Raw genomic sequence first — 13,287 nt, 5'->3', positions numbered from 1 at the left:
CAAGGATGAACCGCCATGAAAACGCTACTGAGTGTGATGTTACTCGGGCTGGCCAGCCTGTCGGCCCAGGCCCGGGAAGCTCCCCAGCCGTCGGCACAAGCGACCCAGCTCAATTGCCGGCCGCCGACCAGCGCACCGGCCGCCGACGCCGGGCAAGGACCGTTCGATAACTACAGTTGGCAGTTGTTTATCGCCTTGAACTGGCCGGCACAAAACGGGCGGCGCGGCCAGCCCGACTGCAGCAAAGCACCGGGCGCTGCCGGTTACACCGTGTGGCAGACCTACAAGACGGTCGAAGAAATATTCCTGCCTCAGGCCGCCAACCCGGGGCCGTGGAACACCCCGCTACTCGCCAAAAGCCTGGGCATCATCAATATTGCCGCATTGAAAAACAGCTCGCAGGTCAACTCGGTTGACCAGGCGGTCGGCGGTTGGCTGATCGACCAGGCCGGTAACCCGACCTTTTACGACATTTCGGCCAACGAGATCTCCTACAACTACATTGTCAGCAACACCTTCTACAACGCCAATGTGGTGTCCAAGGCGAACAACATCGCTTTCCCCAATGGAGTCATCGAGGTCAAGTCCAGCTGGCGCATCCTCACCCCCCACGACAACGCCAGCCGCTATCTGACGATGCTCGCCCGTGTGCCCACATTCGACAGCCAGGGCCAGCGTACCGGTGTGACCGAAGCCTACCTGGGGCTGGTAGGCCTGCATGTCATCACCAAGGCGGCCGGCTATCCGCAGTGGATCTGGTCAACCTTCGAGCAGGTCGACAACCTGCCGTCTGCGCAGAGTAGCAACGGCACCTACAGCTACTTCAACCCAGACGCCAGCACTACCAACCAGTCGCCCTGCGACTGGCAAACCCACGGCACCCAGCTGGTCTGCGTGCCCAAACCGGGCATGACATTCCAAACCCCCAACCCGCTCAGCCGCGTGACCCCGATTGCCGACATCACCCAGGCCGTCAACACGACCTACCGCGCCAACACCGGGCTGCAAAACAGCCCGTTGAAGTACTACCAGCTCATCACCACCCAGCGCCCGAGCACACCGAACGACCCCGGCAACCCCTTGGGTGACCCGACCCCTGCACTGTCGGCCAACGTGACCATGGAGAGCTATATCCAGCAAAACAGCAGTTGCATGAATTGCCACTCCATGGCGACGCCGGTGAAGAGCCGCTACAAGTCCGACTTCTCCTACCTGTTCAAATTCGCCAACGCGCCGGGCAACCCATCGCCCAAGGACAAGGAATAGACCATGAGCATCCTCAACGGACCCCGACTGAATTTCTGGGGCGGCATCCGCACGGACGTCAGCCTGCCGAACAACTCCCCGACCCTGCCGCAGAACTCGGATGCCAACTGGCCGCTGTTTGACCTGACCACCTCCACCCTGGCCCCCGAGGCCGAGCTGTATAGCGACGAGCAACTGAACAACATGATCAACACGCCCAACGGCAATTACTACACCGCCGGCGGCTGGAACCACTACGGGCAACATGTGGTGAGCATGAAGAACGCGCTGATCAGTTCCCAAGGCAGCCCGGGCAATGTCGGCACCAGCGGCGACCAGGTCGGCCAGCCGGTCTACCTGCTGGGCTCCATAGACCCGGTGACCCAACAAGGACCGATTTCCGGCCCGATGATGGTGGACCTGGACCCCACGGCCTCGACCACCACTCAGATCTTCGTCGGCGGCCTGCAGATCGGCAACAACGACAACATCCAACTGTTGATTCACGCCAATGCGGTGTGCAGCAGCCTGGATGTGAAAAAACGCGTGCTGGAACCGCCCAGCATGGATGCACCGGGCTCCTTTCGGTTCAGCGGCACCTTTCAACTGACTTTCCCGTTGAGCAGTATCGTCAGCTGGAACCAGAACAGCAGCGGCCTGCGCGCGATCATCCAGGCGCCGGGGGCCACCGGGATCGTGCTGCGTTTCGTGATGTTCGAAATGTGCCCGCAGATGACCACCGCGCAATTGGTCGACGACTACGCCAACGGCCGGGATACGCCGAACCCGAGCATCGGCCGGGTCATCGGCACCCTGGCCCCGGCGTTTGCCGGTGAACCCCTCGATTGCCAGCCGGGCCGGCAACTGATCAACCAGGACACCAGGAACACGGGCTACGCGCAGTTGGCCAATGCGGCGCTGTTGAGCCTCGATATGGTCAATGTGATCCCCAAACAGACTTTCCGCGCCGTCAGGGACGACATCACCAGCCCCATCGGGCCTAACGCCAATTATGGCCCGGTCACGCTGACCGCCGGCACCACCTCGTTGATCACCCTCGACCCCAGCGCCAGCCCGCTGGTCAATTACTACGTGTACGGCGGTATCGTCGATGTGCCGTTGAACACCAGCCAGCAGCAGGCGGTAAAGGCCAGCGCCCTGGCCATCAAGGCGCCGAACCGGGTGGCCGAGACCTCACTGAACGCCATCGAGTCGGTATACCGGGTGTATGCCGACCAGCGCAATGTGTACCTGGAGGATTACCCCAAGGGTTTGTCGATTACCCTGTATGTCAGCTACCTGGGCGGCGCGGTGCCCAACACCACCCGGATCGACCTGACGCCCGGCGCACCGGCGGTCTACGACGCCCCGCAATACTGGGATTTCCTCAACGTGCCCGCCAGCGTGACGCTGGAAGCCGGCCAGCCCAGCGTCCGCTTCCCCGTCACGCTCAAACCCGGCAGTGCCGCCCAGGCGGGTTTCGTCGCCCTGGCCTATAGCGTCAATGGCCATCCCAGCGGCGCCTACTTCACCAACCTGCGCAAATACGCGCAGACCGATTTCGGCATTCCCAAGGGCACCACGATCACCTGGGCAATGATGTATCCCAAGGTCCTGCGTTTTCACTACCTGGCCTTCCCTGCCATGTCGCGCTACGTCGCGTTGAATCAGCCTGACGCAGTCATGGGCGCCAAGGATGCCATCCTCGCGCGCACCTCGGACGTGTACAAAGGCACCACACTGTTCATGCCGGTGGTGCGCTCGATGTCGCCCTGCCAGCGGGCGCTGCTGCGGGCGTACCTCACCGGTGAACCGTGGCAGCCGCCACAGACGGAGCATCAGTCATGACCCTTCTTATACCTGCGCAGCCCGGCGAAAACCTGCGCCCCAGCACATTGATCGCCGAAGGCTTGCTCAACCCCCGCGGCCTGTGCCTGCAAGCCGATGGCAGCCTGTTGCTGGCCGAAGCCGGCTCCGGCTTGCCGGACCAGCCGTTCAGCGGTCGTATCAGCCGCCTGCGACCCGATCCCCATCAGCCCGGCGCCTACCTGCCTGGCGAGGTATTGGCCCAAGGGTTTCGCGCCATGAATATGCAGGCGCGCATGCTGCGCGATGAGATCATGGGCCTGTCGGACATCGCCTGCGGTGGCGGGCGCTGTCTGGCCAGCCAGACCGATTACGTTGGCGGCTCCAAACTGCTGGACCTGCAATACAGCCCGCCTGAGCCGGTATTCCACAGCCGGGGCAACCTGAATGCGCTGTGCTATCACCCCACCCGCAAGAGTTGGCTGGCGGTCAAGCCCGATACCAACCAACTGGTGGAGTTCAGCAGCGGCGCGGACGAGCGCGTGCTGGTGCAATTGCCCGATCTGGCGCACGGCCAGGACGCCGTGCCCGTCACCCTGGTGTACGAAGCCCAGACCGATGCGGTGCTGATCAGCCTGTTTTCCGGTGAACTGCACGCTGATCCTGCGCGCAAAGGCATCGACTTCGCTGACCGCGCCGGCCAAGTGATTCGGGTAGACCCATCGAGTGGGCGTATCGACGTGGTGGTTCACGGCCTGCAACTGCCTACCGGCCTGGCACTCTGCCCGGATGGGCAACTACTGGTGCTGGAACTCTGCAGCCATCTGCAACAGCCCTTGCCACCGGACTGGAGTGGCGCACCTTTGCATGGCGGTTTTACCCGTTTCAGCGGGCGGCTGCTGCGATGCGGCTTGAAGACCGGGCAGGTAGAAGTGCTGGCCAGCGGGCTGGATACACCGTCCAATGTATGCCGAGTGGACGGTGCGGTATTGGTGAGTGAAGGGATGGGGTTGACGGGGCGAGCGCTGCCTTCGCCCGACCACAGGAGCGTACCGCTGAGCGGCAGGCTGCGGCGGGTGCTGCTCTGAGTGATCAGGCGGGAGAGCGTTGCAGGACGCTCCCCCGCCGTTTGGCCCGTGCTTAGAAATCCACCGTGGCCGACAGTTGCATGGTGCGCGGGTAGCCTGGCGAAAAAGCCCCATACGACGCAACGCCCGACCAATACTCACGATCAAACACGTTCTGCACCGTTGCGCGGAACGTTGTCGGGCGGCCCTCGATCTTCGTCGCATAGCGTGCACCGGCATCGACGCGTGTCCAGGAACCCAGCACCTGGGTGTTGGCCTGGTTGACGTATTGACGGTCGGTGTAGATCGCCCCGCCGGTCAGGGTAAAGCCCTCCAGCCACGGCGTATCCCATTCACCCCACAGGTTGGCCTGGATGTCCGGTACGCCGACCGGTTTATTGCCACGGTTGGCGGCAGTGGCCGACTGGGTCAGCTCACCATCGAGCAACGTCACACCACCCATCAAGCGCGTGCCGGGGGCCACTTCGCCGAACACACTCAACTCGACACCCCGGTTGCGCTGTTCGGCCTGCACCGAATACACGCCGTCAGCGCCTACCTCGCCGCCGGGCTTCTCAATCTGGAACAGCGCCACGGTGGTCATGAAGGTGCCGTGCTCATATTTCACACCCAACTCATGCTGCTTGGACGTATACGGCGCAAAGGTTTCCCCGGCGTTCACCGCCGTGCCCGGCGCGATATCGCCTTTGCTCAGGCCCTCCACATAGTTGTAGTAGAGCGAAACATCCTCCCAGGGCTTGACCACCACCCCCACCAGCGGCGTCGTCGCGTTGTCTTTGTAGCGCGAACTGACGACGCCCGTGGCCGCGTAGTTACGCGACTCGATATCCTGGCGGCGCACGCCCAGGGTCAACTGAATACGGTCGTCCAGCACGCCGAGGGTGTCGCTCAATGCCAGGCCGGACAACTCCGATTCGGAAATGCGCAGCACCTTGGGGCTGTTGATGGACTGCTTCGGCGCGTCCACCGGGTGATAAATGTTGGAAAGGATCGGCGTACCGTTGTTGATGCCACGGGACAACTCATCCTGATAACGAGTCGCCATCAACGTGGTGATATGGCTCACCGGGCCTGTGACAAAGTTGCCCCGCAGGCCAATATCAGCCGTCGAACGATCGACATTGAATTTGTAGTAACCGGGTGTATTGCGGGTGTCACCGGCGTCATTGAGGATCTGTGGCACTTGGTCGGACATGCGTTTCACATCCGACCGGCCGCCACCCGCATGGGCGAACACAGTCAGTGAGTCGTTCAAGTCATATTCGCCGCCGAGCAGTGCCGACTGCTCTTGGGTGTCCGACCAGCCCCATTTCTGCGGCAGACTGGTACGCCCATTGGCGGCCGACGGCACCTGCACGCCAGCGGCAATGGTGAACGGTCGCGATGCGCCGTCGAAGCTTTCTTTCTGGCTGATGTAGTCGAGGTTCAGGCGCAACCGTTCGCCGCGGTAATCCAGGGCAATCGCCCCGACCCCCACGTCGCGACTCTGGTTGTCGACCGCCGTGTCCCCACCCTGGAGGCTGCCGTTGAAACGCACGCCGAACTGGTTTTCGTCACCAAAGCGGCGGCTGATATCCAGGTGCCCCCCTACTTGGGAGTCCGAAGCGTAGCTACCGGTGAAACGGGTCAAGTCTTGGTCCAGCGGGCGCTTGGGCACGATATTGATCACCCCGCCGACACCGCTGTTGGGCGAAATGCCGTACATCAGCGCACCCGGCCCCTTGAGCACCTCAATGCGCTCGGCATAGTCGGTGAAGGCCCGGTAGTTGGGCGCCACGCCGTACACACCGTCGTAGGCCAACTCGCCCAGGTTGCCCTCACCGACGGCAAACCCACGAATGAAAAACGAATCGACGATGCCTCCTGTCTGCCCGGTAGAGCGCACCGACGGGTCGCGCTCCAGGGCATCGGCCACCGTCACGGTTTGCAGGTCGGCCATGGTCTTGGCGGTGTAACTGGTCACGCTGAATGGTGTGTCCATCACGTCCTTGTTACCCAGCATACCCAGGCGAGCACCACGGGCCACCTGGCCGCCGGCAAGCACGTCGGGCAAGTCGCCAGGGCCGTTGTAACGGGCGTTGACGTTGGTTGCGTCAAGGGTCAGGGGCTGCGTGCCGTCAGCCGGTTCCGGGGTGGCGGCCCAGGCGTGGGGGCTTGAGACGGCCAGGATCAAGGCGCTAAGAATGGCGAGTGTTAACCGGCGAGTAACGGGCATGACATCGGGGTCCTTTCAACGAGAGGCAATGGGAATTACGCCTATTGCCAGTCGACTCGCGAAAAAGTATCAGCCTCCTGAATATTTTTTGACCTCATGGGCGTTGCGCGATCAAGGCTTTGCCCTTTAGCATTGGGAATACTTCTCAATTGCACGAATGCGCGCCATGAGCGAAACCTGTTCCGACGATCACAACCACCACCTGCGCGCGATCGAGGCGCTTTACAGCGGGCACCACGGCTGGTTGTACGCCACTCTGAAAAGAAAACTCGGGAATGCCATGGATGCGGCGGATCTGGCCCAGGACACCTTCACTCGCATCCTCGCCTCCCAAGTCACTGTCATCGAGCGGCCACGGGCTTACTTGAGCTGCGTGGCCAAGGGCATCCTGGTCAATTGGTACCAGCGCAAGGCATTGGAACGCGCCTACCTGGATGCGCTCGCCCATGCGCCGCAGCACGAGGCGCCTTCGCCGGAATCGCACTTTCTGGTGCTGGAGACCCTGCATGAAATCGATGCGATGCTCGACGCGCTGCCGCCCATGGTCAAACGTGCTTTCCTGCTGTCGCAGATCAACGGCCTCAAATACCACGACATCGCCGTGCAACTGGACGTGTCGCTGATCACCGTCAAGCGCTACATGAAACAAGCCTTCCTGCAATGCCTGACGTGGGTCGAATGAATGCCCACAGTGCGTAGAGAGCCACCGCTGGCAGCCGAAACCCTCGAAGAAGCCGCCGAGTGGCTGATGCGCCTGAGCGAGAACGACCTGAACGACAGCGAGCGTGCCGACTGGGAACGCTGGAAGGTCAGTACGCCGGAGCGTGCCCGCGCCTGGGCGCGGGCACAATGGCTGCAGAGTACGCTGGGCGGCCTGCCGCCGTCCCTGGCGATGTCGGCACTGGATCGGCCAAGCCACCCGGAACGGCGCGCGGCCCTGGGCAAACTGGCCTTGTTACTGGCAATGATGCCCGTGGGCTGGGGCGGCTGGAAGCTGGCCCAATCCCAGCAGTGGACAGCGGACTACCGTACCGCCGTGGGCCAACGCCGCGAACTGACCCTGGCCGATGGCTCGCGCATCACCCTCAATACCGACACGGCCATCGATGTGCGGTTCGACCACCAGCAGCGCCTGGTCTATTTGCGCGAGGGCGAGATCCTGGTGCAGACCGCAACGGACACAGCCGCCCTCCCCCGGCCGTTTCTGGTCAACACCCGCCAAGGCCGCCTGCATGCCCTGGGCACGCGCTTTACCGTGCGTGAACTGGGTCCGCGCACCCAGTTGGTGGTACTCGAAGGCGCGGTGCAGGTAGCGTTGGCCGAGAACCGTCAGACTGCGCCGCTGGTCATCAATGCCGGGCAACGTACCGCCTTCTCCGCACAAACCTTCGACGCGCCGAGCCTGGCCGATCGCAACGCCGATACCTGGACTCAGGGCATGCTGATCGCCGACAAAATGCGCCTGGCCGATTTTGTCGCCGAACTGGCACGCTACCGCCGAGGCTTCGTGCGCTGCGATCCGGCGATTGCCGACCTGCGCATTTCCGGCGCCTTCCCCATCAGCGACACCCAGCGCACCTTGAACATGCTGGTGCACACCTACCCGGTGCGTGCGGCCGACCATTTGAGCGGCTATTGGGTCACCCTTGCCCCCGCCTGACCCGGCGCACCGATAAATAAGGGGCCTCTTCATGCTCGTCATTCGCAGCACGCTGCTCAGCCTGGCGCTAGCCGGCGCGGCCCTGGCAGCCACCCCACCACCGTTGGATTCGCTCAGCCCACGCACCTACCGGATTGCCCCTGGACCACTGGGCCCCACGCTGTCGGGTTTCGCCATGGACGCCGGTATTGCCCTGTCGTTCCTGCCGGCCTTGACCGAAGGGCGCACCAGCCCAGGGCTGTCCGGGACTTACTCGGCCCAGCAAGCCGTCACGCGTTTGCTGGCCGGCAGTGGCCTGGAGATGGTGCCGCGCGACGACGGCAGTTATACCCTGATGCTGCGCCAGGTCATTCTGTCCGCCACCACGGTCAACGGCGTTACACCCCGTACCGAGAGTTTGCCGCAGCCCTACTCGGGCGGCCAGGCCGCCGCCGGTGGGCGCCTGGGTATGCTGGGCAATACGGATGTGATGGACGCGCCCTTCAGCCTCAGCACCTACACCGCGTCGCTGATCCAGGACCAGCAGGCCGTGACGGTAGGCGATGTGCTGGAACGAGACTCATCGGTGCGCTCCACCGGCCAGGCGGGCGGGATTGTCGATTCGTTCTTCATACGCGGCTTTCCTGTCGGGGAAGGCAACCTCGGTGAGCTGGCGTTCGACGGCGTGTACGGTGTGGCTGCCAACTATCGGGTCTTCACCGACTACGCCGAGCGTGTCGAAGTGGTCAAAGGCCCGGGCGCCCTGCTCTACGGCATCTCGCCGAACAGCGCTGTCGGCGGGGTGATCAACGTGGTGCCCAAACGCTCCCTGGATGAGGACCTGACCCGTTACACCGCCAGCTACGCACAAGATGCGCACGTCGCGAATCGGATCGATATCAGCCGACGCTTCGGCGACGAACGCCGCTTCGGTGTGCGCTTCAATGGCGGCGTGCAACAAGGCGATACACGCGTCGACGCGCAATCGCGTGCAGTCGACATCGGTGCCCTGTCCCTCGATTACCAGGGTGACCGCTTGCGTACCAGCCTGGACCTGATCGCCCAACAGGAACAATTCGACGCCGCTTCCCGACCGTTCCTGATCGCCCCAGGTATAAAAATTCCCGACGCCGCCAATGGGCGTACCAACGTGAGCCAGGAATGGGGCTGGTCGAAAACCCGGGATAAATCCGCCCTGTTCAGCGCAGAGTACGACCTGAGCGACACACTCACCGTATTCACCCATGCCGGTGGCGGCCAATCGGGCGTGGCACGCCTGTCCGATCAGACACCCACAATCATCAATACCGCCGGCGACACCTCATCGACCCCTGGCTATTACCGTTTCGAGGTCCGGCGCTACACAGTGGATGGCGGTGCACGCCTGCACTTCGATACCGGCCCGATCAGCCACAGCACCACCGTGCAGGTCAGCCGTTATCGCGACGAGCTGTCGCGCGGGATCAATTCCGGTACGCCGATCCTGTCCAACCTCTACCATCCCGTCGACCACCCTGAGCCATCGATTGCCAAGCCGGACGCCCTGAAGGTCTCCACTTCCGAACTGTCCGGCGTCGCCATTGCCGATACCCTGTCGCTGCTGGAGCAACGTGTGCAAATGACCGTCGGCCTGCGCCAGCAGCACATCCAGTCGCATAACTACACTGCGAGCGGCACGGTGGCCACGCCCTACGACGCAGGCAAGACCACACCGCTGTTCGGCGCGGTGGTCAAGCCGTGGGAGCATGTGTCGCTCTATTACAACTACGTCGAAGGTCTGAGCAAGGGTGACATTGCCCCCGCCAACGCCTCGAACGCCGGTGAGGTCTTTACGCCTTACGTTTCGAGGCAGCACGAACTCGGCTTGAAACTCGACTACGGCACCTTCATGTCGACCCTGGCGCTGTTCCAGATTTCCAAGCCCAGTGGCGAATTGGTCAACGGGAGATTTTCAGTACAGGGTGAACAACGCAATCGTGGCCTGGAGTTGAGCCTGCTGGGCGAAGTCGCCCAAGGCGTGCGCCTGCTCGGCGGTATTACGTTGCTGGATGCGCAATTGACCCGAACCGGCGTTGCCGCCGACCTGGGCAATACCCCGGTGGGTGCACCCAAGGCGCAGGCCAACCTCTGGACCGAATGGGATGTGCCCTGGGCAGAAGGGCTGACGCTGACCGGCGGCACGCTCTACACCGCCAGCCAATACGTCAACCAGGACAACACCCAGCAACTGGCCCCCTGGACCCGCATCGATGCCGGCGCGCGATACAGCACGCGCATCGCCGAACGACCGACCACATTCCGTGCCTCGGTGCAAAACCTGTTCGACCGCCATTATTGGTCCGGCGTGGCTTCCTACGGTGCCTTCTCCCAAGGCGCGCCGCGCACCCTCGTGCTATCAGCCACCGTCGATTTCTGAAACCCGTACGCTCACCCAATCCTCTCGAATACTTGCCTGATCCTCTGAACTTGCCGACTAGCGGATAGATCCCCCTTGCGCGCTGGTCTAGAGTTCGACGATGGGCGACTTGTTGTCGCACCACTCCTATAAGAAATCAGCACCACCAACCGATGATCAGCAGGTGACCCAGCCATGGAATTACGTATAAACCAAAAGGCCTATCAGGTTGAGGCCGACGCCGACACGCCCTTGTTGTGGGTTATCCGCGATGACCTGGGGCTGACCGGCACTAAATACGGTTGCGGGCTGGCCCAGTGTGGTGCCTGTTCGGTGCTGGTGGACGGCAACGTGGTGCGCTCCTGCGTGACGCCGGTGGCCGGCGTGGTGGGACGGGAGATCACCACCATCGAGGCCGTTGAAAATGATGACGTAGGCAAACGCGTGGTCGCGGCCTGGGTCGAACATCAGGTGGCGCAGTGTGGTTACTGCCAGTCCGGGCAGGTAATGGCGGCCACGGCGCTGCTCAAGCACACCCCAGCGCCCACGCCGGCGCAGATCGACGCGGCGATGGTCAACCTATGCCGCTGCGGCACCTATAACGCGATCCATACCGCCATGCAGGACCTGGCGAAGGAGGTCGTCTGATGAATACCTCCGACAAAAACCTCGACTTGCCCCTGGGCGATCCGGTCAACCTGTCCCGCCGTCGTTTCCTTGCCGGCACCGCCGTGGGCGCGCTGGTCATTGGCTTTGGCCTGCCGCTGAGTTCGCCCAGGGCATTGGCAGCCACAGCCAACGCCGCAGAACGGGGCACCCAGGTGCCGGCGTTCCTGGAAATCCGCCCGGACGGCAGCATTCACCTGCGCAGCCCATTCATGGAAGGCGGCCAAGGCACCCACACCGCCATGGCGCAGATTGTCGGCGAAGAGCTGGATGCCGACCCCGCCACCTTTATCGTCGAGGCTGCCCCGCCCGGTGAAGCCTATGTGGTGATGGAAAACGGCATGCGCATCACCGGCGGCAGTATGTCGGTGCGGATGAGCTACCCGACCATGCGCCGCCTCGGCGCCCTGGCCCGCGCCATGCTGCTGCAGGCCGGTGCCGAACAGCTCGGCGTGCCCGTGGCCCAATTGACCACGCAACCCGGCCGCGTCGTGCATACAGCCTCCGGCCGCTCGGTGGGTTATGGCGAACTGGCCGGTCGCGCGCTGGACATGCCGGTGCCCGATCCGGCAACGATCACCCTGCGTGATCCAAGCCAGTTCCGCTGGATCGGCAAGCCGGTCAAGCGCCTGGATGCCTACGACAAGTCCACCGGCAAGACGCAATACAGCATCGACCTCAAGGTCGACAACATGCTCCACGCCGCCGTGCAACATGCGCCGCGCCTGGGCATGACCGTCGGCAGCCTGCGCAACCAGGCGCAGGTCGAAGCGATGAAGGGGGTGCACTCGGTCCATCAACTGCCCGGCGCAGTGGCCGTGGTTGCCGAACGCTGGTGGCATGCCAAGCGTGCCGTCGAGGCGATCCAGGTGGACTGGCTGGAAGCGCAGGCCGACTCGCCGCTGCGGGTCATGCCTGCGGATTTTTCCAGCGACAAGCACCGTGACTTCCTTGCCGCCCAACAGGGGCCGGCCCGTGACGACGAAAAAGAAGGCGATGTGGCCGGTACGCTCGCAAATGCCAAAACCAAGGTCGAAGCCACCTACCACAACCAATACCTGAACCACGCCCAACTGGAGCCACCGTCGGCCCTGGCACGCTTCAACCCCGACGGCACGCTGGAGGTCTGGCTGCCCAACCAGGCGCCGGACATGTTCCGCGGCGATATCGCCAAGCGCACCGGGCTCGACCCCGCGAAGATCACCCTGCACTCGCCGTTGCTCGGTGGTTTTTTCGGCCGTCATTTCCTGTATGACTCGGCCAACCCGTATCCGCAGGCCATTGCCTTGGCCAAGGCAGTCGGTCGCCCGGTCAAGTTGATCTGGAGCCGTGAAGAAGAGTTCCTGCGTGACGTGCTGCGCCCGGTCGCCGTGGTCAAGTTCCGCGCTGCGCTGGACGACAAGGGCCTGCCGGTCGCCCTCGAGGCGGTCAGCGCCACCGAAGGCCCGACCGAAGCCCTTGCCGGCAAACAGGGCGATAAAATCGATCCCACGGCCCTTGAAGGGCTGTCGGGCAAAGCCTACGCGATCCCGAACAAACGCATCGCGCAGATCTACGTCAAAGGCGCGCCCATGCTCGGCTACTGGCGTTCGGTGGGCAATTCGCTCAACGACTTCTTCTACGAGGCGTTCCTTGATGAACTGGCCGACAAAGGTGGCCACGACCCCTACGAGTTGCGCCTGCACCTGTTGCGCGACAACAAGCGGCTGACCACCCTGCTGCAAGCGGCGGCGGAACTCTCCGGCGGCTGGAAGCGCGGGCCGTACACCGCAGAAGACGGCAGCCGACGCGCCCGCGGCATCGCCATGGCCTCGCCGTTCGGCTCCCAGGCGGCGGTGGTCGCCGAAGTCTCGATTGAAAATGGCCAGGTCAAGGTGCATCACATCTGGGAAGCGATCGACCCGGGCAGCATCGTCAACCCGGCGATTGTCGAGGCGCAGGTGCATGGCGCCGTGGCGTTGGGCTTGTCGCAGACCTTGGTGGAAGAGTCGGTGTGGGTAGACGGCAAACCCCGGGCGCGCAATTACGACCTGTACCCGATCCTGCCGCCTTCGCGCATGGCGCAGGTGCACGTGAAGATCGTCGAGAGTGGCGAAAAAATGGGCGGTATCGGTGAGCCGCCGCTGCCTGCAGTGGCGCCCGCCGTGGCCAATGCGGTGGCACATCTGACCGGCCAGCGCATCCGCAGCCTGCCATTGAGCCGATATACGTTCGCCTAACCGACAGGAACCGC

At 63.3% G+C, this 13,287-nt stretch carries 9 protein-coding genes; 8 read left to right on the top strand and 1 reads right to left on the bottom strand.

Features of this window, described 5'->3' with window-relative positions; genetic code table 11:
* Positions 1 to 15 precede the first annotated feature (15 nt).
* The 3 genes from C9383_RS04390 to C9383_RS04380 are packed head-to-tail and all read left to right on the top strand — an operon-like array spanning position 16 to position 4,139.
* Entirely contained in the window at positions 16 to 1,266 is a 1,251-nt protein-coding gene (locus tag C9383_RS04390) for a hypothetical protein (protein ID WP_090371900.1), read from the top strand.
* Positions 1,267 to 1,269: 3 nt separating this feature from the next.
* Positions 1,270 to 3,093, top strand: coding sequence for a hypothetical protein (locus C9383_RS04385; RefSeq protein ID WP_090371902.1), 1,824 nt, complete (start codon positions 1,270 to 1,272; stop codon positions 3,091 to 3,093).
* Positions 3,090 to 4,139: a hypothetical protein gene (locus C9383_RS04380; RefSeq protein ID WP_090371904.1), complete on the top strand. Its 1,050-nt coding sequence runs from the start codon at positions 3,090 to 3,092 to the stop codon at positions 4,137 to 4,139. Before C9383_RS04385 ends, C9383_RS04380 begins: the two co-directional genes overlap by 4 nt.
* A 52-nt stretch (positions 4,140 to 4,191) precedes the next feature.
* Here the strand turns inward: C9383_RS04380 and C9383_RS04375 are convergent, their stop codons facing one another.
* Positions 4,192 to 6,354 (bottom strand): TonB-dependent receptor, encoded by a 2,163-nt coding sequence (locus C9383_RS04375; RefSeq protein WP_090371905.1) that lies wholly within the window; start codon positions 6,352 to 6,354, stop codon positions 4,192 to 4,194.
* A 166-nt stretch (positions 6,355 to 6,520) separates the two neighbouring features.
* On the opposite strand from C9383_RS04375, the gene C9383_RS04370 reads away from it, so the two are divergent.
* The 5 genes from C9383_RS04370 (at position 6,521) to C9383_RS04350 (ending at position 13,273) form a co-directional block, all read left to right on the top strand.
* Entirely contained in the window at positions 6,521 to 7,036 is a 516-nt protein-coding gene (locus C9383_RS04370; RefSeq protein ID WP_060755438.1) for a sigma-70 family RNA polymerase sigma factor, read from the top strand.
* On the top strand, positions 7,037 to 8,014 hold the full coding sequence (locus C9383_RS04365; protein WP_090371908.1) for a FecR domain-containing protein: 978 nt from the start codon (positions 7,037 to 7,039) through the stop codon (positions 8,012 to 8,014).
* 31 nt (positions 8,015 to 8,045) lie between these two features.
* Positions 8,046 to 10,409: a TonB-dependent receptor gene (locus tag C9383_RS04360; RefSeq protein WP_090371910.1), complete on the top strand. Its 2,364-nt coding sequence runs from the start codon at positions 8,046 to 8,048 to the stop codon at positions 10,407 to 10,409.
* 174 nt (positions 10,410 to 10,583) lie between these two features.
* The gene (locus C9383_RS04355; protein ID WP_060755441.1) at positions 10,584 to 11,036 is read left to right on the top strand and encodes a (2Fe-2S)-binding protein; all 453 of its coding nucleotides are present in this window, start codon (positions 10,584 to 10,586) and stop codon (positions 11,034 to 11,036) included.
* On the top strand, positions 11,036 to 13,273 hold the full coding sequence (locus tag C9383_RS04350; RefSeq protein WP_090371912.1) for a xanthine dehydrogenase family protein molybdopterin-binding subunit: 2,238 nt from the start codon (positions 11,036 to 11,038) through the stop codon (positions 13,271 to 13,273). The genes C9383_RS04355 and C9383_RS04350 overlap by 1 nt, the downstream gene beginning before the upstream one ends.
* Positions 13,274 to 13,287 lie beyond the last annotated feature (14 nt).

This window comes from Pseudomonas palleroniana (genome assembly GCF_003031675.1).
In the GTDB taxonomy this organism is placed as follows: Bacteria; Pseudomonadota; Gammaproteobacteria; order Pseudomonadales; family Pseudomonadaceae; genus Aquipseudomonas; species Aquipseudomonas palleroniana.
Note: the sequence above shows the minus strand (reverse complement) of the source record. Positions and strands in the feature narration are given on the sequence as shown.

What these genes read in the sequence shown, in the direction of transcription:
- C9383_RS04390 (WP_090371900.1), top strand. Translation starts at nt 16, where the DNA reads ATGAAAACGCTACTGAGTGTGATGTTACTCGGGCTGGCCAGCCTGTCG.
- C9383_RS04385 (WP_090371902.1), top strand. Translation starts at nt 1,270, where the DNA reads ATGAGCATCCTCAACGGACCCCGACTGAATTTCTGGGGCGGCATCCGC.
- C9383_RS04380 (WP_090371904.1), top strand. Translation starts at nt 3,090, where the DNA reads ATGACCCTTCTTATACCTGCGCAGCCCGGCGAAAACCTGCGCCCCAGC.
- C9383_RS04375 (WP_090371905.1), bottom strand. Translation starts at nt 6,354, where the DNA reads ATGCCCGTTACTCGCCGGTTAACACTCGCCATTCTTAGCGCCTTGATC.
- C9383_RS04370 (WP_060755438.1), top strand. Translation starts at nt 6,521, where the DNA reads ATGAGCGAAACCTGTTCCGACGATCACAACCACCACCTGCGCGCGATC.
- C9383_RS04365 (WP_090371908.1), top strand. Translation starts at nt 7,037, where the DNA reads ATGCCCACAGTGCGTAGAGAGCCACCGCTGGCAGCCGAAACCCTCGAA.
- C9383_RS04360 (WP_090371910.1), top strand. Translation starts at nt 8,046, where the DNA reads ATGCTCGTCATTCGCAGCACGCTGCTCAGCCTGGCGCTAGCCGGCGCG.
- C9383_RS04355 (WP_060755441.1), top strand. Translation starts at nt 10,584, where the DNA reads ATGGAATTACGTATAAACCAAAAGGCCTATCAGGTTGAGGCCGACGCC.
- C9383_RS04350 (WP_090371912.1), top strand. Translation starts at nt 11,036, where the DNA reads ATGAATACCTCCGACAAAAACCTCGACTTGCCCCTGGGCGATCCGGTC.